Below are 18,573 nucleotides of genomic sequence, written 5' to 3'. Positions count from 1 at the left end.
CCCGGGCACGCCCCTAAGCTGGACGGGTGTCCACACGTCTCTCCCAGCTCTTCGTCCGCACCCTCCGAGAAGACCCCTCCGACGCCGAGGTGACCAGCCACCGGCTGCTCGTCCGTGCCGGGTACATCCGCCGTCAGGCACCGGGGGTCTTCGCCTGGCTGCCGCTCGGTCTGCGCGTCAAGGCGAAGATCGAGGCGGTCATCCGTGACGAGATGCAGGCCGCCGGCGCCCAAGAGGTGCACTTCCCCGCCTTGCTGCCTCGCGAGCCCTACGAGGCCACCGGGCGGTGGACCGAGTACGGCGACGGCATGTTCCGCCTCAAGGACAGGAAGGACGCCGACTACCTCCTGGCCCCCACGCACGAGGAAGCCTTCACCCTCTTGGTGAAGGACCTCTACTCGTCCTACAAGGACCTCCCGCTGACCCTGTTCCAGATCCAGGACAAGTACCGCGACGAGGCTCGACCCCGGGCCGGCCTGCTGCGCGGCCGCGAGTTCACCATGAAGGACGCCTACTCGTTCGACGCGTCCGACGCCGGTCTGGACGACAGCTACCAGAAGCAGCGCGACGCCTACGAGCGCATCTTCACGCGGCTCGGCCTCGAGTACGTCATCGTCAAGGCGGATGCCGGGGCCATGGGTGGTTCGCGCAGCGAGGAGTTCCTGCACCCCACCACCATCGGCGAGGACACCTTCGTCCGCTCGGCGGGCGGCTACACCGCCAACGTCGAGGCCTTCACGACGATCGTCCCCGACACGGTCCCGCTCGAGGGCCTGGCCCCCTCCCGACGCCTGGCCCCGGCCGACACGCCGACCATCGACTCGCTGGTCGCCCAGCTCAACGCCGACGAGTCCCGCGACTCCGGGCTCTGGACGGCCGCCGACACGCTCAAGAACGTCGTCGTCGCACTCAGCCACCTCGACGGACGCCGTGAGCTCGTCGTGGTCGGCCTGCCGGGTGACCGTGAGGTCGACATGAAGCGGCTCGAGGTCGCCTTCGCCCCGGCCGAGGTCGAGGCCGCCGGCGACGCCGACTTCGCGAAGAACCCCGTGCTGGTCCGCGGCTACCTCGGCCCCCAGGTGCTCGGCGGCGAGTCCGACTCGGGCATCCGCTACTTCGTCGACCCGCGCGTGGTCGAGGGCTCGGCCTGGGTCACCGGGGCGAACGAGAAGGGCGTGCACGTCGCCGACCTCGTCATGGGCCGCGACTTCACCGCGGACGGCACCATCGAGGCCGCGCAGGTCCGCGAGGGCGACCCTGCGCCCGACGGTTCCGGCCCCATCGAGACCGCCCGCGGCATGGAGATCGGTCACGTCTTCCAGCTCGGCCGCAAGTACGCCGAGGCGCTCGGCCTCAAGGTGCTCGACGAGAACGGCAAGCAGGTCACGGTCACGATGGGCTCGTACGGCATCGGCGTCACGCGCATCCTCGCGGTGATCGCCGAGGCGAACAACGACGCCAAGGGTCTGATCTGGCCGGCCAACGTCGCCCCCTTCGACGTCCACGTCGTGGCCACGGGCAAGGACCCCGTGGTCTACGAGGTCGCCGAGAAACTCACCGCCGACCTCGAGGCCCACCGTCTCGACGTCCTCTACGACGACCGACCCAAGGTCTCGCCCGGCGTCAAGTTCGGCGACGCCGAACTCCTCGGCGTGCCGCAGATCGTCGTCGTCGGCCGTTCGGCCGGCGAGGGCGTCGTCGAGCTCTGGGACCGCCGCACGGGCGAGCGCACGCCGGTCCCCGTGGCCGAGGCCGTCGCGACCCTCACGGCTCCGCGAGCGTCCTGAGCGCCGGCACCGCGCCTCCTCGTCCCGGTCGTGACGACCCCGAGGAGGCGCGGTGCCGGGCTCGCGGACGGTCCGCCGTCCACCCCGCTCTCGGGTACCGTAGGGGGATGCTGCGCGCGCCATCGTGCGTGCAGCCTGCAGATCTGAATAGTGGAGGCCCTCAGTGGACATCGACCTGAGCGTGCTGCGTCTCATGGAGCGCGAGCGTGAAATCCCCTTCGACGAACTCGTGCGCATCATCGAGCAGGCCATCCTCACGGCCTACCTCAAGCACACGAACCAGCCCGAGAGCCGCATCCCGGTCGCTCGCGTCGAACTCGACCGCAAGACCGGGCACGTCTCGGTCTTCGCCATCGAACGCGACGACGAGGGCGAGGTCGTGGGCGAGTCCGTCGACAGCCCCAGCGACTTCGGCCGCATCGCGGCCTTCGCGGCCAAGCAGGTCATCAACCAGCGCCTGCGCGACATCGGCGACGACAAGGTGCTCGGCCAGTTCAAGGGCCGCGAGGGCGACATCGTCGCGGGCGTGATCCAGCAGGGGCCCAACCCCCGCATGATCCACGTCGACCTCGGCACCGTCGAGGCGATCCTCCCGCCCGAGGAGCAGGTGCCGGGTGAGAAGTACGCGCACGGCTCGCGCATCCGCGTGTACGTCACGGGTGTCAGCAAGGGCGCCAAGGGGCCGCAGATCACGGTCTCGCGCACCCACCCGTCGCTCGTGCGCAAGCTCTTCGCCCTCGAGGTGCCCGAGATCGCCAGCGGCGTCGTCGAGATCGTCTCCCTGGCCCGCGAGGCCGGCCACCGCACCAAGATGGCCGTCCGTGCGACCGAGCCCGGCGTCAACGCCAAGGGCGCCTGCATCGGCGAGATGGGGCAGCGCGTCCGCGCCGTCACCACCGAACTCAACGACGAGAAGATCGACATCGTCGACTACTCGAGCGACCTCCCCACCTTCGTCGCCAGCGCCCTGTCGCCGGCCAAGGTGTCGTCGGCCTTCGTGATCGACGCCTCCACCAAGGCCGTCCGGGCCCTCGTCCCCGACTACCAGCTGTCGCTCGCCATCGGCAAGGAGGGCCAGAACGCCCGCCTCGCCGCGAAGCTCACGGGCGCGCGGATCGACATCCAGCCCGACAGCATCCTCGAAGACGACTGAGTGGATGTCGATCCGCGCGCCGGGTCGACGACGCGCCAGCGTCGGCGGCCCGGTCACGGGAATGACCCATCCAGCCCGACAGCATCCTCGAAGACGACTGATCACCGCGACGAGAACCCGGGTGGTCGAGGGCGACCGGCGCACCACGCCGTTCGCCCTCGGCGTCTCCCGTCCGATGACCCGAGGGGGTAAGGTGGAACCCGTCAGAACGTGCATCGGTACTCGAGCGCGCGCTCCACGATCCGCACTCGTGCGGGTCGTCGCCCGAAACGGACGTCTCGTGGTCGATCCGACCGCGACCCTTCCCGGGCGGGGTGCGTGGTTGACGCCGTCGATCGACGCGTTCGAGTCGGCAGTGAAGCGCAAGGCCTTCCGCCGTGCACTCCGCCTCGACTCCGAACCCGACGTCGACGAGCTCCGCGCCCACCTCACGCGGATCACCACTTCACGACCCATCGCCACGACAGAACAGGCTGAACGGCACATGGACAACTAATGAGCAACCACTAATGAGCGGCTCGAAATGAGACCCGTCCAGAACTAAGGCTCTTCCCGTCTCGGGAAGGGCCCGAGACAGGAGAACTGTGGCTAAACCACGCGTACACGAGATCGCCAGCGAGCTGGGGATCGACAGCAAGACCGCACTAGAGAAGCTCAAAGAGATGGGCGAGTTCGTCAAGGGACCGTCCTCCAGCGTCGAGCCTCCCGTCGCCCGCAAGCTGCGCCAGGCCTTCGCCGGTGCCGCGAAGCCCGCGACCCCCGCCGCCAAGGCCCCCTCGGCCGGTGCCGCCGCACAGCCCGCGAGCTCGGCGCCCAAGCCCGGCGGTCCCCGTCCGGCAGCCCCCAAGCCTCCCGTCGCCGAGTCGACGCCCGCCCCCGTGGCGGCTGCCGAGCCCGACGTCGACGCGGCACCCGCACCCGTCGCTCCGCTGACGGTCGCCGAGCGCCAGGCCCAGGCCGAGGCGCAGCGTGCCGCCGCAGCCGCAGCAGCCAAGGACGACGCGGCAGCTCCGGCCGACGACGCCGCCAAGCCCGGCGCCGCGGGTCCCAAGCCCGGCGGCCCGCGCCCCGGTGCCCCTCGTCCCGGCAACAACCCCTTCGCCAGCAACCAGGGCATGGGGCGCCCCAGTGCTCCTCGACCCGGCGGCTCCGGTGCGGCCAGCAGCATGCCCCGTCCCGGCGGCGCCGCGGGCCCGCGCCCGCAGGCTCCCCGTCCCGGTGCTCCTCGTCCGGGCGCTCCGCGTCCCGGCGTCGGTGCCGGCCCCCGTCCCAACGGCTTCGGTCAGCGTCCCGCCGGTGGCGGCGCGGGTCGTCCCGGTGGTGCCGGCGGTGGCTTCCAGCGTCCCGGCGCCGGTGCCCCCGGCGCGGCCGGCGGCTTCCGTCCCGGCTTCAGCGGGCCCCGTCCCTCCGGTGGTGGCGGTCGAGGCCGCGGCCCCGGTGGCGGAACCGCCGGTGCGTTCGGTCGTGGTGGCGGCAAGAGCAAGGCACGCAAGTCGAAGCGGACGAAGAGGGCCGAGTTCGAGATGCGGTCGGCCCCGTCGCTGGGTGGCGTCAGCGTCCCCCGCGGCGACGGCAACACGATCGTCCGTCTGCGTCGTGGTGCGTCCATCAGCGACTTCGCCGACAAGATCGACGCGAGCCCTGGCAACCTGGTGACCGTCCTGTTCCACCTCGGTGAGATGGCGACGGCGACCGAGTCGCTCGACGAGGCCACCTTCCAGGTCCTCGGCGAAGAGCTGGGCTACAACATCCAGGTCGTCTCGCCCGAGGACGAAGACAAAGAGCTGCTCGAGGGCTTCGACATCGACCTCGAGCAAGAGCTCGAGGACGAGGACGAGTCCGTCCTGCAGATCCGCCCCCCGGTCGTCACGGTCATGGGCCACGTCGACCACGGAAAGACGCGTCTGCTCGACGCGATCCGCAACGCCAACGTGGTCGCCGGCGAGGCCGGTGGCATCACGCAGCACATCGGCGCCTACCAGGTGTGGGCTCCGCACGAGGGCGTCGAGCGCGCCATCACCTTCATCGACACCCCCGGTCACGAGGCGTTCACCGCCATGCGTGCCCGTGGCGCCCAGGTGACCGACATCGCGATCCTCGTGGTCGCGGCGGACGACGGCATCATGCCGCAGACCGTCGAGGCGTTGAACCACGCCCAGGCGGCCGGCGTGCCGATCGTCGTCGCGGTCAACAAGATCGACAAAGAGGGCGCGAACCCGGCGAAGGTGCGTCAGCAGCTCACCGAATACGGCCTCGTCGCCGAGGAGTACGGCGGAGACGTCATGTTCGTCGACGTGTCGGCCCGTGACAACAAGAACATCGACGCCCTCCTCGAGGCCGTCCTGCTCACGGCCGACGCCGGTCTCGACCTGCGTGCCAACCCCGACAAGGACGCCCGAGGCGTCGCCATCGAGGCCCGTCTCGACAAGGGTCGCGGTGCCGTCGCGACGGTCCTGATCCAGTCGGGCACGCTGCGCGTCGGTGACGCCATCGTCGCCGGCACGGCCTACGGCCGCGTCCGCGCCATGGTCGACGAGAACGGCGACTCGGTCGACGAGGCCTACCCGAGCCGGCCCGTGCTGGTCCAGGGTCTGTCGAGCGTTCCCCGGGCCGGTGACACCTTCCTCGTCACCGAGGAGGACCGCACCGCCCGTCAGATCGCCGAGAAGCGCGAAGCCGTCGAGCGCAACGCCTCGCTGGCCAAGGCCCGCAAGCGCATCTCGCTCGAGGACTTCACCCGTGCTCTCGAAGAGGGCAAGGTCGAAGCCCTCAACATCATCATCAAGGGCGACGTGTCCGGTGCCGTCGAGGCGCTGGAAGAATCGTTGCTCAAGATCGAGGTGGACGACAGCGTGCAGCTGCGCATCATCCACCGCGGTGTGGGTGCCGTCACCGAGAGCGACGTCAACCTCGCCACGGTCGACAACGCGGTCATCATCGGGTTCAACGTCCGTCCCGACACGAAGGCTCGTGAGCGCGCTGCTCGCGAGGGTGTCGACGTCCGGTTCTACTCGGTCATCTACGCGGCCCTCGAGGACATCGAGAACTCGCTCAAGGGCATGCTCAAGCCCGAGTTCGAGGAGAAGCAGTCCGGTGTCGCCGAGATCCGCGAGATCTTCCGCTCGTCGAAGGTCGGCAACATCGCCGGTGTCATCGTGCGCTCGGGAACGATCACCCGCAACGCTCGTGCTCGCGTGATCCGCGAGGGCGTCGTCGTCGGCGACAACCTGGCGATTGACTCGCTGCGTCGCTTCAAGGACGACGTCACCGAGGTGCGGACGGACTTCGAGGCCGGCATCGGTCTCGGCAAGTTCAACGACATCCAGATCGGCGACGAGATCGAGACCATCGAGATGGTCGAGAAGCCCCGGGGCTGACCCGGCGTCGTCGCAGTACACGAGGCCCCGCTCCGACTACGGTCGGGGCGGGGCCTCACCCCTCTCGCCACGGCGGCGAGCAGCACGAACAGGAGTGAACAATGGTTGACGCGCAACGCGCCCGCAAGATGGCCGACCGCATCCACGAGATCATCGCGCGGCGTCTCGAACGCGGCATCAAGGACCCTCGACTCGGGTTCGTGACGATCACCGACGTCAAGGTGACGGGAGACCTGCAGCACGCCTCGGTCTTCTACACGGTCTACGGCACCGACGACGAACGGCGCGACACGGGTGCCGCCCTCAAGTCGGCGACCGGCATGTTGCGCAGCGAGGTGGGCAAGAACATCACCGCGCGGCTCACCCCGAGCCTCGAGTTCATCCTCGACGCACTCCCCGAGAACGCGGCCTCGATCGATCGTCTGCTGCAAGAAGCTCGCCAGCGCGACCACGAGAGCCAGACCATGGCCTCGTCGGCCGAGTACGCCGGCGACGCCGACCCGTACGTCAAGCCCCGCGACCTGGACGCGGACGACGACCTCGACGCGGACGACGATCTCGACGACGACCTGGCGATGGACGACGAGCTCGAGGCACCCGCCGCAGGCGAGTCGACCGAGCCCGACGGCTCGACCCGCTAGCCAGAGCACCCGTCAGGACGCCCCCGCCTCAGTCGGGCAGGCGATAGCCCTCGTCGGGCGACCCCGTGGCCAGACCGTCACGGAGCAGCCCGGCGAGGGCTCTCGCGCGTTGCACGTCGTCCGGCCAGACGGTCGCGATCTCGGCCGCCGTGACGGGGACGTCGCTGGCCCGCAGCTCGGCCAGGATCAATCCGCGCACCTGGCGGTCCGATCCCTCGAAGCGGGCCTGGGTCCGGAGGCGCGGCCCGGTGTGCGCAGGACGACCCGCCAGCACCCACGCGCACCGATCGACCAGCGGGCAGACGTCGCACTTCGGTGACCGCGCCGTGCAGACCAGGGCACCCAACTCCATGACGCCCGCGTTCGTGACCCGCGCCTCCTCGAGGTCGTCGGGCAGCTGCGACTCCATCAGGGGGAGGTCCCGCGAGGCCTTCGGCGCCCACGGTTCGGCGAGTCCCTCGACCGCACGGGCCAGGACCCGGCGGACGTTCGTGTCAACGACGGGGTGTCGGTGGCCGTAGGCGAAGACCGCGACGGCCCGTGCGGTGTAGTCGCCGATCCCGGGCAGCGCCAGGAGCGAGGGGACGTCCTCCGGCACGACCCCGTGGTGTCGCTCGGTGATGGCCACGGCGGCGGCGTGGAGGGCCAGGGCCCGACGCGGGTAGCCGAGGCGTTCCCAGGCGCGCACGGCCTCGGAGGCCGGCGACGCCGCCAGGTCGCGTGGCGTGGGCCAGCGGTCGAGCCACTGCTCGAGTCGTGGCAGGACGCGGGCCACGGGGGTCTGCTGCAGCATGATCTCGCTGACCAGCGTGCCCCAGGCCGTGAAGCCGGGACGCCGCCACGGGAGGTCGCGACCGTTCTCGCGGAACCAGGCGGCCACGGCGGGGGAGATGCTCACCGTACGAGCCTACGGCTCGTCGAGGGCGTGCCCGGCGAGGTCCCGGCCGTCGGGCGTACGGTGGCCGCATGACCACCCGATGGGCCCCTGCCAAGAAGGACACGCTGCGCGAACTCGCCACCGAGATCGTGCACAACTACGGGCGCGGACGCGTGCTCGTCGCGATCGACAGCGATGGAGGCGCGGGTGCGGCCGGTCTCGCCGACGACCTCCTCGAGGCCTTCCGCGAGCAGGGCCACGCGGCGTTCCGTGCCTCGCTCGCCGGCTTCGAGAAACGGCCCGCAGGGGCATCTCGTGACTCCGCTCCGGTCCTCGACGAGAGCCTCTTCCGACGGGTGCTCGTCGAGCCGTTCCGGATGGGCGGCAGCACGGGCTGGGTCGACAGGGCCTGGGACGCCGACGCCGACCGTGCGGTCGAGTCCGCGTGGGTCACCGGCCCCGCCGACGCGGTGCTGCTCGTCGACGGCACCGACCTCGCCCGCCCCGGCCTCGCCGGGCTGTGGCACTACCGGGTGTGGGTCACCGCCGACGACTCGCGACTCGACGCCCGGGCCAGGGCCTCGGCCGTCGTCGACAACTCCGACCGCGAGCACCCCCGTCGACGTTTCGACGACGCGTGCTGAGCGCGTCCCCGGCTTCGTCGCGGTCCTGCTGCGCTAACGTCGTCGGGTGAACAGCGGTCTCCTCCTCGTCGACAAGCCGCAGGGCATCACCAGCCACGACGTGGTCTCCCGGGTGCGGAAGGCCGCGGGCACGCGCAAGGTCGGCCACGCCGGCACGCTGGACCCGCTCGCCACGGGGTTGCTGGTCTTGGGCCTGAACTCGTCGACGCGCCTCCTGACCTTCCTGGTCGGCCTCGACAAGGGCTACGACGCCACCATCCGCCTCGGCGTCTCGACCACGAGCGACGACAGCGACGGCGAGGTCGTCTCGACGACCGCGGCCGGAGACGTCACCGACGACGCCGTCGACGCCGGCATCGCGCGACTGACCGGGCCGATCAGCCAGGTGCCCACCACGGTCAGCGCGATCAAGGTCGACGGCCGTCGCGCCTACGACCTCGCCCGTGCCGGGGTCGAGGTCGAGTTGAAGGCCCGCGACGTGACGATCGCCGAGTTCACCGTGCTCGAGCGACGCGACACCGTCGTCGACGGTGTGCCCGTGCGCGACCTCGACGTGCGGGTCTCGTGTTCGTCCGGCACCTACGTCCGGGCCCTCGCCCGCGACCTCGGAGCCGACCTCGGCGTCGGGGGACACCTGACCGCACTGCGTCGGACGCGGGTCGGGCCGTTCGACGTGACCCGCGCCTCCGTCCTCGAGGGCATCGACGTCGCCCCGGCGCTGCTCCCTCCGGTCGACGTCGCCCGTACCCTCTTCCCCGAGTGGTCGATGACCGCTGCCGAGGCCGTCGACCTCGGGCACGGCAAGCGCGTGGCCGTCGAGCTGGCCGACACCCCGGGGCCCGTCGCCGCCGTCACCCCGACGGGCGCCCTCGCCGGCCTGGTCTCGGTGCGGGGCGGGGCCGCCAAGCCCATCGTGAACTTCCCGACCGACGAGGTGCAGGCATGATCGAGTGGTTCACCTGGGTGCAGGTCGTGGTGGCCGTGGTGGCCGGCATCGTCTGCGTGGTCGCCTGCTTCGCCAAGCGTCAGCCCGACGACATCACCGTCGGCACGGGTGCCGTCGTGCTGCTGCTCCTCTTGGTGCAGCTGGTCGTCGCGATCGTCGCGCCCTTCGTCGGCAACGGACCGACGGGCAACCTCGTGGAGTTCTACATCTACCTGGTCTCGGCCATCCTCCTTCCGCCCCTCGCGACGGTCTGGGCCCTCGTCGACCGGACGCGCTGGAGCAACCTCGTGCTGGCGACCTCGTCGTTCGCGATCGCGGTGATGGTCTACCGGATGTTCCAGATCTGGACCGTCCAGGGCCTCTGACCCACCCGGTCGGCGGTGGAGGCGTCGGAGTCCTATCCTTGACGAGATGGTCACTCAGAAGTCAACGCGCGCGGTCGGCCTCGGCCGGGTCCTCATCGCCGTGTACGCCCTCCTCGCCCTCGCCGCCACCGGTCGGTCGGTCTTCCAGATCGCGACCCAGTTCTCCGAGGCTCCGCTGGCCTACACCCTGAGCGCGTTGTCGGCCGTCGTCTACATCGTCGCCACCGTGGCCCTCATCGGCCGTGGCCAGGGGTGGTACGCCGTGGCCTGGGCGACCATCAGCTTCGAGCTCGCCGGCGTCCTGATCATCGGTCTCGTGACCGTGCTCGACCCCGAACTCTTCCCGCACGACACCGTGTGGTCGTTCTTCGGTCGCGGGTACGGCTTCGTGCCGCTCGTCCTGCCCGTGCTCGGCATCCTGTGGCTGCGACGGCAGGGCCGCGTGGCCCGGGCCGTCGACGCGTGGGGGGTCGACGGGGCGGGCGCCGACGGCGTGGGGGCCGGTGGGGTCCCTCGCGACCCGGGCACGACGAGGTAGCGCGCGTGCAGTTCTACGACCTGGTCGGCGACGTGCCGCCCGACTTCGGGCCGAGCGCCGTCACCATCGGCAAGTTCGACGGGGTCCACGTCGGGCACCGCGCCGTGATCGACATGCTCGAGGGGGTGGCGCGCGACGAGGGTCTCGTGTCCACCGTGGTCACGTTCGACCGGCACCCGTTGGCGGTCCTGCGACCCGACGACGTGCCGACGGCTCTCGTCAGCAACCGTCAGAAGCGCGAGCTGCTCGACGAGGCCGGGGTCGCCGCGACCCTCATGCTCACCTTCGACGCCGAGCTGCGGGCGCTGACGCCCGACGAGTTCGTCGACCGCATCCTCGTCGGGGCCCTGCACGCCCGCGTCGTGTTCGTGGGTGACGACTTCCGGTTCGGCGTGCGCGGCAGCGGCACCGTCGACACCCTGCGCGGCCTCGGTGCCTCGCGCGGGTTCCGGGTCGTGTCGATCGACGACGTGAGACCGAGTGGCGGCCGCCGAGCGTCGTCCACCTGGATCCGCGAGCTGATGGACGCGGGTGACGTCCGTGAGGCCGGCGTCCTGCTCGGCCGCGAGCCGTCGGTGCGCGGCATCGTCGTCCACGGAGAACAGCGGGGCCGCGAGCTGGGCTTCCCGACGGCTAACCTGGCCCGCGACAGCGAGGGGTTCGTCCCGGCCGACGGCGTCTACGCCGCCCGGGTCTCGGTCGGCGACACGCTCTACCCGGCGGCCGTGTCGGTCGGCAACAACCCGACGTTCGAGGGGGTGCCGGCCAAGCAGGTCGAGGCGCACCTGCTCGACGTCTCGCTCGACCTCTACGGGCTCGAGGTCACCGTCCACTTCGTCGACTGGGTGCGCGGCAACGTGCGCTTCGAGGGGCTCGACGCCTTGATCGCGCACATCCGGGCCGACGTCGTCCGCACGCGCGAGATCCTGGGGCTGGCGACCGCCTGAGGCGTCTCGCGTCGAGCGCCGTGAGTCGATCGTCCGGAGCACGTCGACGGCGGGACGCCGAGCCGTGCGAGGGCGCGGCCCGACGGCCCCGAGGAGGCGCGGGTCACGTCGTCGACGTCACCCGCGCCTCCTCGGTTCGTCAGTACGACGTCGTGTCGTCGCCCGCGCCCGAGGCGCGGCCCGTCTCGAGGCGGTGCGCCAGGTCGGCGAGGATCGTGCCGCTGGCGCTCGTGCCGAAGCGCGTGACGCCGAGCTCGAGCATCTCGAGCACGGTGTCGAGGCCGCGCACGCCGCCCGAGGCCTTGACCTGCACCGAGTCGGAGACGGCCTCGCGCATGAGGCGCAGGTGCGGGAGCGTCGCCCCGCCACCGGCGAAGCCCGTGGACGTCTTGACGAAGGCGGCTCCGGCGCGCTCGGCGGCCGTCGAACCGGCGACGATCTGGTCGTCGTCGAGGTAGGCCGTCTCGAGGATGACCTTGACGAGCGTGTCGCCCGCCGCCTCGACCACGCCGCGCACGTCGGCCTCGACCTCGGCGGTCATGCCGCTGCGCAGCCAGCCGATGTTGACGACCATGTCGAGTTCGGCGGCGCCGTCGGCGATCGCCTGGCGCGACTCGGCGGCCTTGGCCGCCGTCGAGGTCGTGCCGTGGGGGAAGCCGATGACGGTGCCGACGAGGACGCCGGTGCCTTCGAGGCGCTCGACGGCGTGCGCGATGTCGGAGGGCCGGACGCAGACGCTGAAGACGTGGTTCGCGGCGGCGTCGTCGAGGGCCACGTCGACCTCGGCGCGGGTGAGCTCGGGCTTGAGGATCGCGTGGTCGATCATGCCGGCGACGGCGGAGACGGTGGGGAGCTGCTGGGTAGTCATGATGGGGTCCAGCGTAGCTTGGGCCCATGTCAGCGAACACTCCCGACGCCGAGCCGTCGAGCGCCCCCGTCACGAGCGACACCGACCATGCCGTGGCCTCCCGCCGGGTGCTGGTGACCGGGGCGACCGGGTACATCGGCGGGCGGTTGACGCCGCGGCTCGTGGCCGCCGGGGCGGACGTGCGGGTGCTCGTGCGATCGCCCGAGAAGCTGCGGGACGTGCCCTGGTCCGGCGACGTCGAGGTCGTCCAGGGCGACCTGACCGACCCCGAGACAGTGCGTCCCGCCATGGAGGGCGTCGACGTCGTCTACTACCTCGCCCACGCGATGGGTGGCAAGGGCGACTTCGAGCGCGCGGAGGCCGATGCGGCGCACACCGTCGCCGACGCGGCGCGCGACGCGGGTGTCCGCCGGATCGTCTACCTCGGCGGACTGCACCCCGAGGGCGACCTGTCGAAGCACCTGCAGTCGCGCAAGGACGTCGGCGACGTCCTGCTGGCGAGCGGGGTCCCGACCGTCGCCCTGCAGGCCGGCGTCGTCATCGGGTCGGGCAGCGCCTCGTTCGAGATGGTGCGCCACCTGACGGACGTGCTGCCCTACATGCCGGCACCGAAGTGGGTCCGCAACTTCATCCAGCCGATCGCCGTCCGCGACGTGCTGCACTACCTGCTCGGGGCGGCCGACGTGCCCGACGACGTCAACCGCACCTTCGACATCGGCGGTCCCGACGTGCTCCGGTACGGGCAGATGATGAACGGGTACGCCCTCGAGGCCGGCCTCAAGCAGCGGCCGATCGCGTCCCTCCCCGTCTTCACCCCGTGGCTCGCCTCGCAGTGGGTCAACCTCGTCACCCCCGTGCCCCGTGCCCTCGCCGTGCCGATCATCGCGTCGCTGCAGTACGACTGCGTCGTGCGCGAGCACGACATCGACGCCGTCGTGCCCCCGCCCGCCGAGGGGTTGCTGCCCTACCGTCGCGCCGTCCGCCTCGCCCTGCAGCGTGAACAGGACGGCGACGTCGAGACCAGCTGGCAGGACTCGTCGGTCGCCGGCGCGCCGAGCGACCTGCTGCCGAGCGACCCCGACTGGTCCGGGCACATCGTCTACACCGACGACCGGCAGACCGACACCTCCGCTCCGGCCGCCGAGCTCTGGAAGGTGCTCGAGAGCATCGGCGGCGAGAACGGGTGGTACTCGTTCCCGCTGGCGTGGTCGGCCCGCGGCTGGTTGGACCGACTGGTCGGGGGAGTCGGCCTCCGTCGCGGCCGCCGCAGTGCGACCACCCTGCGCGTCGGGGACGCCCTCGACTGGTGGCGGGTCGAGAAGCTCGATCGCGGCCACCTGCTGCGGCTCCGGGCCGAGATGAAGGTCCCCGGAGGCGCGTGGCTGGAACTCACGGTCGAGCCGCGTCCCGACGGCGGCTCGCACTACCGCCAACGCGCGGTGTTCTTCCCGCAGGGACTCGGCGGGCGCCTCTACTGGTTCGCGATCCTGCCGTTCCACGGCGTGATCTTCTCGGGCATGCTGCGGCGCATCACGGCGACGGCCGAGCGGGAGGCGGCCGCCCGGGCGACCGGTGCCGCGGGCGGGGCCACGACCGACGCGACGGCCGTGGCGTGACCGACCCGCGCCTCCTCGTCCTGGCGTCGTCGCCGGTGCCGCTGTACCCGGCGGGCGACGAGGCCATGTCGCCGGTGCCGTTGTGGCTCGGGGTGCTGTTCGGGGTGCTCGTCGTCGTGTCGTCGTTCGTGGTGCTGCTGCCGCGCGTCCGCCACGCGCTCGACCGCGTCTGGTCGAGGAGGCCGCGGCGCTTCCGTCAGTGAGGTCGGGGCGGCGCGCACGCGCGCGCCGGTTCGCGGCTCCCAGCGGGTGATGGCACGATGGGGGCACTTCAGCAGACCACCAGGAGGTCGTGATGACACACCGAGAGACCGTCGCCTTCGTCGGCGACAGCTTGACCGAGAACGGCGACTGGGCGGCGTGGTTGCCCGACGAGCAGGTCGTCAACCTGGGCGTCGGGGGCGACACGGTCGCCGGCCTGACCGAACGGCTCCACGACGTCGTGGCCGCGAACCCCGACTCCGTCGTGCTCATGATCGGCACCAACGACTTCACCGCGCGACGCTCGGTCGAACAGGTGGTGCGCGGCATCGAGAACCTCATGGTGGCGATGCGTCGTGAACTGCCCGGCACGCGTCTGCTGTTGCAGTCGATCGCGCCGCGGGGGGCGGAATTCGCACCCCGCCTCAAGGACGCCAACCGCCACCTCCGTCAGTTCTCCTCGACGGTCCGGGCGCAGTGGCTCGACCTCTGGCCCGCCCTCGCCGACGAATCCGGTGACGTGCTGCGACCCGAGTTCGCCGCCGACCACGTCCACCTCAGCGACGCCGGCTACCAGGCCTGGTTGGGCGAGCTGCAGCCGGCCCTCGAGCGCCTGCGTGACGAGCCGCCGATGAGCCGTCCGATCAGCGTCCTCGACGTCGCCTACGACATCGAGTAGGCGGTGCCCACCCCCACCGCCCCCGCGTTCACGCGTCCGGCCCTGGCGCCCGGCCTGATCGCGGCCATCGCCCTGCTGGCCGGCACCGCGTTGCTCGGCTCGGACGTCTTCACCGTGTTCCGGTACGTGGTGTCGATCTTCGCCCTGATCGTCCTCGTCTTCGCCTACCGGGGGCGTGCCTGGTGGGCGCTGCCCCTGCTCGCCGCCGTGGCCGTCCTCTGGAACCCGGTGTTCGTGGTGCCCGTCCAGCCCGACCTCTGGCAGGGGCTGCAGTTCGTCGCCGCGGCGCTCATGATCGCCGTCGGGGTGCTCGTGAAGGTGCCGACCGCCGCCGCGACGACCACGGGGGCCGCTCCGGTCCGAGGCCGCCGCTGACCGTCGTGGGCAGCGGATCCGCCGAGGTGCCTCCGACCCCGTAAAATGCCGAGGGTGCGTCCGCCCGCCCGAGGCCCGCACGGAAGGTTGAGTCTGCATGGCCACGGAGATCCCCGGTACGTCAGAGATGGTCGGCACGTCCGAGAGCCCTCTCCTGACCCCTCGTCACCGAGCCGGTGGTCTCGACCGAGAGGACGTCGTGGTCCGCAAGGGCCAGTTCACGCTCCTCAACGGTCACCTCACGCCCCAGCAGTCGATGATCGAGGACCTGCTCTACATCCGGCGTGTGCTCGACGCCGCCCAGGTGCCCTTCCTGCTCGTTCGCGGCAACGACGTCCGCCCCGTGATCGCCGTGGACACCGTGCACCGTGACCGCTTCACCGCCGCCATGGTCGCGGCCTCGGCCACCGAGCCCTTCTATGCCAAGCCCCGCAAGGGTCAGGCGTCCCTGGTCGTCGAGGGCGGACTCGAGCTCGAGACCGAGCGGGTCTTCCGCGTCTACCGGCCCCGCGTCGAGCCCATCGGCCGCCTTCGTTACGGCGCGGGCACGGCCGTGCAGGTCGAATTCTGGATCATCACCGACGACGAGATCCTCGCCCCGACCGAGAACGCGCTGATGCGCACCGAACTGCCCCGTGCCGAGGCCGTCGAACAGACCGTCGAGCGGTACGGCATCGAGTGGCCCACCCTCGAGCACATGTTCGACGACCACGCCACCGACATCACGTTCGACATCGACATCGTCTTCTCGTGGGTCGACGGCAACTCGATCGAGTACCAGCGTGCCCGGGCCGCCCAGGCCAAGCGTCACGTGGTCGGCGAGGGCGACGACTCGGCGGCCCGGTTCCGTCAGATCGACGAGCTCAAGTACGCCCTGCGGTCGGTCTACATGTTCGCCCCGTGGGTCCGGAACATCTACATCGCGACCGACTCGCCCGTGCCCGAGTGGTTGGGCGAGCACCCCCGCGTCCGCGTCGTGCGCAGCGAGGAGTTCTTCAGCGACCTCTCGATGCTCCCGACGCACAACTCGCAGGCCGTCGAGTCGCAGCTGCACCACATCGAGGGGCTCAGCGAGCACTTCCTGTACTCGAACGACGACATGTTCTTCGGGCGACCCGTCGCGCCGAGCATGTTCTTCTCACCGGGTTCCGTCACGAAGTTCATCGAGGCCGACACCCGCATCGGGCTCGGGCACAACAACATCGACCGCAGCGGGTTCGAGAACGCCGCGCGGGTCAACCGCCGCCTGCTGCAGCAGCGCTTCGGCCGCGTCCTCACGCGTCACCTCGAGCACACCGCCGCGCCGCTGCGCCGCAGCGTCCTTTTCGAGATGGAGCACGAGTTCGCCGACGAGTTCGCCGCTACGGCGGGCAGCCCCTTCCGTGCGAAGGAGAACATCTCGGTCACCAACTCGCTCTACCACTACTACTCGCTGATGACGGGTCGGGCGATCGTGCAGGAGAACGCGAAGGTCAGCTACATCGACACCACGATGGTGTCGGGGCTGGCGTCGTTGTCCGAGGTGCTGAAGAAACGCGCGTTCGACTTCTTCTGCCTCAACGACGGCAGCTTCCCCGAGGTCACCGACGACGAGCGGACCGCGACGGTCACGGACTTCCTCGAGCGGTACTATCCGTTCCCCGCACCGTGGGAGAAGGACGAGATGCAGCGCGTCGCCCTCGAGAACGCCGAGCAGGACAGGCGGGCACTCGGGGCCGAGGCGGCGCAGTCGGGCGAGGCGACAGGATCGTCGTCCCAGCGGGGGCTCGAAGGGTCGGACTGACGCCGGTCGTACCCGCGTCGCGAGTGTGACGGGCGTGGCCGTCGCCGTCACCCGTCGCCGGTCGCTGGCGCCGGGTGCCGGTCACCGGCCCCGGGTGCCGGTCACTGGCGCCGGGTGCCGGTCACTGGCGCCGGGTGCCGACGCCGGACACCGGCGCGGTGGCCGTCACCGTCGTCCGGACGGCCGCTCAGCTCGACGAGGTGCCGAAGCGGGCGGCCTGTTCGCCCGAGAGTGCGGCGTCGAGACGAGAGAGCATGTCCGGGCCCATGGTCGGCAGGTCGTCCAGCCGGAACCAGCGGGCCTCGGTGTTCTCGCCGTCCGCGGGGGAGGGCTCGCCCGACACGTAGCGCATCACGAAGGTGTGGTCGAGGTACTGCGCGCGGTCGCCGTTCGGGTAGACGACCTCGTCGGTCACTCCGATCGAGGCCAGCCGTTCGGGGACGACGTTCAGGTCGGCTTCCTCGAGGGTCTCGCGGACGGCGGCGTCGGCGGGGTGCTCGCCCGGGTCGACGATGTCCGTCACCGGCGTCCAGGCGCCGGTGTCGGCTCGGCGCACCAGCAGCGTCTCGTCACCGCGCACCACGACCGCGGTGACGCCGGCGAGCCACAGCGGTGCCGTGCCGATCTTCTCGCGCAGGGACAGGACGAAGTCGGGGGTGGCCATGTCAGCACCCTACCGACGGCCCGCCGTAGGCTGACCGCATGCGACTGCCCTGGACCCTTCACGGCTCGGACGTGCGGCGCATCTCCGACATGGCGGGCGAGTCGTTGCTCCTGGCCGGCGGGGGCAGGGCGATCCTGCTGCAACTCGCGAACCCCGGGGTGGGGCACGGCGTCGCCGAGCACAGCGACTTCGTCGAGCGCCCGTTGTCGCGGCTGCACGGCACCATGACGTACCTCTACGCCATCGTCTTCGGCACGCCGTCCGAGGTGGCCCACGTCCGCCGGGTCGTCGGGCGGGCGCACCGTCCGGTGCACGACGGCGGGTCCTCGCCGGTGCGGTACGACGCGTTCGACCCTGGTCTGCAGCTCTGGGTCGCAGCCACGCTCTACGACTCGGCCGTGCAGCTGTTCGAGCGGGTGCACGGGCCGATCGACCCGGCCCACGCCGAGACCGTCTACCAGGACTACGCCCTCGTCGGCACGTCGCTGCAGATGCCGCGCGAGCTGTGGCCGGCCGATGCGGCGTCGTTCCGGCGCTACTGGGACGACGCCGTCGCGCACCTCGTGGTGGACGACGTCACGCGTCGGGTCGCCCACGAGTTGTTGCACCCAGCGACGGGGCCGTGGTGGCTGAGGGCGGTGATGCCGCTCGCCCGGCTCGTCACCGCAGGGTCGTTGCCGGGTCGAGTCCGTGACGACTTCGGCCTGCCCTGGTCGCCGGCCGCCCAGCGCCGCTACGACCGGGTCATGCGCGTCACGGCTGCGGTCGTCCCGCATCTGCCACCACGCCTCCGTCACGTCCTCCGCGACGGGTACCTGCGTCGGCTGCGCGCGGCCATGGCCGCCGAGGCCCGCACCCCCGCCCACGGCTGACCCGGTCCGCCCGTCGCCGGCGTCCGGGTCGGCACGTCCCGCTTCCCGTCACGTCGTCCTCGTCCCTCGTCGGCAACTCCTGACTCGCGTCACGGCGATCGCAGGCGGGGGCGTGTCGGCGTCGTTCGAGCGACGTGGAGCAGGAATTGCCGACTCGCGCGGACCGTGTTCGGGGCGGTCGGTCGTCGTCGGCGTGGCTGCGTCGGGACGGGCGGGGTCGACGGCACCGAGTGGGTCGGC

General features: G+C 71.2%; 19 protein-coding genes. 16 read left to right on the top strand and 3 right to left on the bottom strand.

Going from position 1 to position 18,573, the window contains the following annotated elements; all coding sequences use genetic code 11:
- The first annotated feature begins 26 nt into the window (after positions 1–26).
- From HQQ78_RS02880 to rbfA, 5 genes are all read left to right on the top strand, one after another.
- The gene (locus tag HQQ78_RS02880; RefSeq protein WP_173150981.1) at positions 27–1,787 is read left to right on the top strand and encodes a proline--tRNA ligase; all 1,761 of its coding nucleotides are present in this window, start codon (positions 27–29) and stop codon (positions 1,785–1,787) included.
- Positions 1,788–1,950: 163 nt separating this feature from the next.
- The gene (gene nusA / locus HQQ78_RS02875; protein WP_173150980.1) at positions 1,951–2,940 is read left to right on the top strand and encodes a transcription termination factor NusA; all 990 of its coding nucleotides are present in this window, start codon (positions 1,951–1,953) and stop codon (positions 2,938–2,940) included.
- A gap of 4 nt (positions 2,941–2,944) precedes the next feature.
- Entirely contained in the window at positions 2,945–3,436 is a 492-nt protein-coding gene (locus HQQ78_RS02870) for a YlxR family protein (protein ID WP_371740321.1), read from the top strand.
- Positions 3,437–3,524: 88 nt separating this feature from the next.
- Complete coding sequence (gene infB / locus HQQ78_RS02865) at positions 3,525–6,317, top strand: translation initiation factor IF-2 (RefSeq protein ID WP_173150979.1); 2,793 nt, start codon at positions 3,525–3,527, stop codon at positions 6,315–6,317.
- A gap of 101 nt (positions 6,318–6,418) precedes the next feature.
- Complete coding sequence (gene rbfA / locus HQQ78_RS02860; protein WP_123570219.1) at positions 6,419–6,958, top strand: 30S ribosome-binding factor RbfA; 540 nt, start codon at positions 6,419–6,421, stop codon at positions 6,956–6,958.
- 28 nt (positions 6,959–6,986) lie between these two features.
- Here the strand turns inward: rbfA and HQQ78_RS02855 are convergent, their stop codons facing one another.
- Entirely contained in the window at positions 6,987–7,856 is an 870-nt protein-coding gene (locus HQQ78_RS02855) for an A/G-specific adenine glycosylase (protein ID WP_371740320.1), read from the bottom strand.
- 68 nt (positions 7,857–7,924) lie between these two features.
- On the opposite strand from HQQ78_RS02855, the gene HQQ78_RS02850 reads away from it, so the two are divergent.
- Genes HQQ78_RS02850 through HQQ78_RS02830 form a run of 5 tightly spaced genes read left to right on the top strand, consistent with a single transcriptional unit; the run spans position 7,925 to position 11,275 of the window.
- Positions 7,925–8,479 carry a hypothetical protein gene (locus tag HQQ78_RS02850; protein ID WP_159826397.1) on the top strand — a complete coding sequence of 185 codons (555 nt, stop codon included), beginning with the start codon at positions 7,925–7,927 and terminating at the stop codon, positions 8,477–8,479.
- Positions 8,480–8,525: 46 nt separating this feature from the next.
- Positions 8,526–9,425 carry a tRNA pseudouridine(55) synthase TruB gene (gene truB, locus HQQ78_RS02845; RefSeq protein ID WP_173150978.1) on the top strand — a complete coding sequence of 300 codons (900 nt, stop codon included), beginning with the start codon at positions 8,526–8,528 and terminating at the stop codon, positions 9,423–9,425.
- Positions 9,422–9,790, top strand: a complete 369-nt coding sequence (locus HQQ78_RS02840; protein WP_123570217.1) for a hypothetical protein — start codon at positions 9,422–9,424, stop codon at positions 9,788–9,790. Before truB ends, HQQ78_RS02840 begins: the two co-directional genes overlap by 4 nt.
- Positions 9,791–9,836: 46 nt before the next feature.
- Positions 9,837–10,328 carry a hypothetical protein gene (locus HQQ78_RS02835; protein WP_254065001.1) on the top strand — a complete coding sequence of 164 codons (492 nt, stop codon included), beginning with the start codon at positions 9,837–9,839 and terminating at the stop codon, positions 10,326–10,328.
- 5 nt (positions 10,329–10,333) lie between these two features.
- Positions 10,334–11,275 (top strand): bifunctional riboflavin kinase/FAD synthetase, encoded by a 942-nt coding sequence (locus HQQ78_RS02830; protein ID WP_173150977.1) that lies wholly within the window; start codon positions 10,334–10,336, stop codon positions 11,273–11,275.
- 139 nt (positions 11,276–11,414) lie between these two features.
- Here the strand turns inward: HQQ78_RS02830 and deoC are convergent, their stop codons facing one another.
- On the bottom strand, positions 11,415–12,143 hold the full coding sequence (gene deoC, locus HQQ78_RS02825; protein WP_173150976.1) for a deoxyribose-phosphate aldolase: 729 nt from the start codon (positions 12,141–12,143) through the stop codon (positions 11,415–11,417).
- A gap of 26 nt (positions 12,144–12,169) precedes the next feature.
- Between deoC and HQQ78_RS02820 the strand changes: the two genes are divergently transcribed.
- The 5 genes from HQQ78_RS02820 (at position 12,170) to HQQ78_RS02800 (ending at position 16,797) form a co-directional block, all read left to right on the top strand.
- Positions 12,170–13,759 carry an SDR family oxidoreductase gene (locus tag HQQ78_RS02820; RefSeq protein ID WP_173150975.1) on the top strand — a complete coding sequence of 530 codons (1,590 nt, stop codon included), beginning with the start codon at positions 12,170–12,172 and terminating at the stop codon, positions 13,757–13,759.
- Entirely contained in the window at positions 13,756–13,962 is a 207-nt protein-coding gene (locus HQQ78_RS02815; RefSeq protein ID WP_173150974.1) for a hypothetical protein, read from the top strand. Before HQQ78_RS02820 ends, HQQ78_RS02815 begins: the two co-directional genes overlap by 4 nt.
- Positions 13,963–14,054: 92 nt before the next feature.
- Entirely contained in the window at positions 14,055–14,639 is a 585-nt protein-coding gene (locus HQQ78_RS02810; protein ID WP_173150973.1) for a GDSL-type esterase/lipase family protein, read from the top strand.
- A 3-nt stretch (positions 14,640–14,642) separates the two neighbouring features.
- Positions 14,643–15,014, top strand: a complete 372-nt coding sequence (locus tag HQQ78_RS02805) for a DUF6804 family protein (protein WP_056045790.1) — start codon at positions 14,643–14,645, stop codon at positions 15,012–15,014.
- A gap of 127 nt (positions 15,015–15,141) precedes the next feature.
- Positions 15,142–16,797 (top strand): stealth family protein, encoded by a 1,656-nt coding sequence (locus tag HQQ78_RS02800; protein ID WP_235452728.1) that lies wholly within the window; start codon positions 15,142–15,144, stop codon positions 16,795–16,797.
- A gap of 187 nt (positions 16,798–16,984) precedes the next feature.
- Here HQQ78_RS02800 and HQQ78_RS02795 read toward each other — a convergent pair whose 3' ends face one another.
- Entirely contained in the window at positions 16,985–17,461 is a 477-nt protein-coding gene (locus tag HQQ78_RS02795) for an NUDIX domain-containing protein (RefSeq protein WP_173150972.1), read from the bottom strand.
- A 38-nt stretch (positions 17,462–17,499) separates the two neighbouring features.
- Between HQQ78_RS02795 and HQQ78_RS02790 the strand changes: the two genes are divergently transcribed.
- Positions 17,500–18,333 (top strand): oxygenase MpaB family protein, encoded by an 834-nt coding sequence (locus HQQ78_RS02790; protein WP_173150971.1) that lies wholly within the window; start codon positions 17,500–17,502, stop codon positions 18,331–18,333.
- The last annotated feature ends 240 nt before the right edge of the window (positions 18,334–18,573 follow it).

It is taken from the genome of Frigoribacterium sp. VKM Ac-2859, from assembly GCF_013204925.1.
Taxonomy (GTDB): domain Bacteria; phylum Actinomycetota; class Actinomycetes; order Actinomycetales; family Microbacteriaceae; genus Frigoribacterium.
The sequence above is the reverse complement of the archived record's forward strand: the minus strand, read 5'-3'. Positions and strand labels throughout refer to the sequence as shown.

What these genes read in the sequence shown, in the direction of transcription:
- HQQ78_RS02870 (WP_371740321.1), top strand. Translation starts at nt 2,945, where the DNA reads ATGTCGATCCGCGCGCCGGGTCGACGACGCGCCAGCGTCGGCGGCCCG.
- rbfA (WP_123570219.1), top strand. Translation starts at nt 6,419, where the DNA reads ATGGTTGACGCGCAACGCGCCCGCAAGATGGCCGACCGCATCCACGAG.
- HQQ78_RS02850 (WP_159826397.1), top strand. Translation starts at nt 7,925, where the DNA reads ATGACCACCCGATGGGCCCCTGCCAAGAAGGACACGCTGCGCGAACTC.
- HQQ78_RS02840 (WP_123570217.1), top strand. Translation starts at nt 9,422, where the DNA reads ATGATCGAGTGGTTCACCTGGGTGCAGGTCGTGGTGGCCGTGGTGGCC.
- HQQ78_RS02835 (WP_254065001.1), top strand. Translation starts at nt 9,837, where the DNA reads ATGGTCACTCAGAAGTCAACGCGCGCGGTCGGCCTCGGCCGGGTCCTC.
- deoC (WP_173150976.1), bottom strand. Translation starts at nt 12,143, where the DNA reads ATGACTACCCAGCAGCTCCCCACCGTCTCCGCCGTCGCCGGCATGATC.
- HQQ78_RS02820 (WP_173150975.1), top strand. Translation starts at nt 12,170, where the DNA reads ATGTCAGCGAACACTCCCGACGCCGAGCCGTCGAGCGCCCCCGTCACG.
- HQQ78_RS02810 (WP_173150973.1), top strand. Translation starts at nt 14,055, where the DNA reads ATGACACACCGAGAGACCGTCGCCTTCGTCGGCGACAGCTTGACCGAG.
- HQQ78_RS02800 (WP_235452728.1), top strand. Translation starts at nt 15,142, where the DNA reads ATGGTCGGCACGTCCGAGAGCCCTCTCCTGACCCCTCGTCACCGAGCC.
- HQQ78_RS02795 (WP_173150972.1), bottom strand. Translation starts at nt 17,461, where the DNA reads ATGGCCACCCCCGACTTCGTCCTGTCCCTGCGCGAGAAGATCGGCACG.
- HQQ78_RS02790 (WP_173150971.1), top strand. Translation starts at nt 17,500, where the DNA reads ATGCGACTGCCCTGGACCCTTCACGGCTCGGACGTGCGGCGCATCTCC.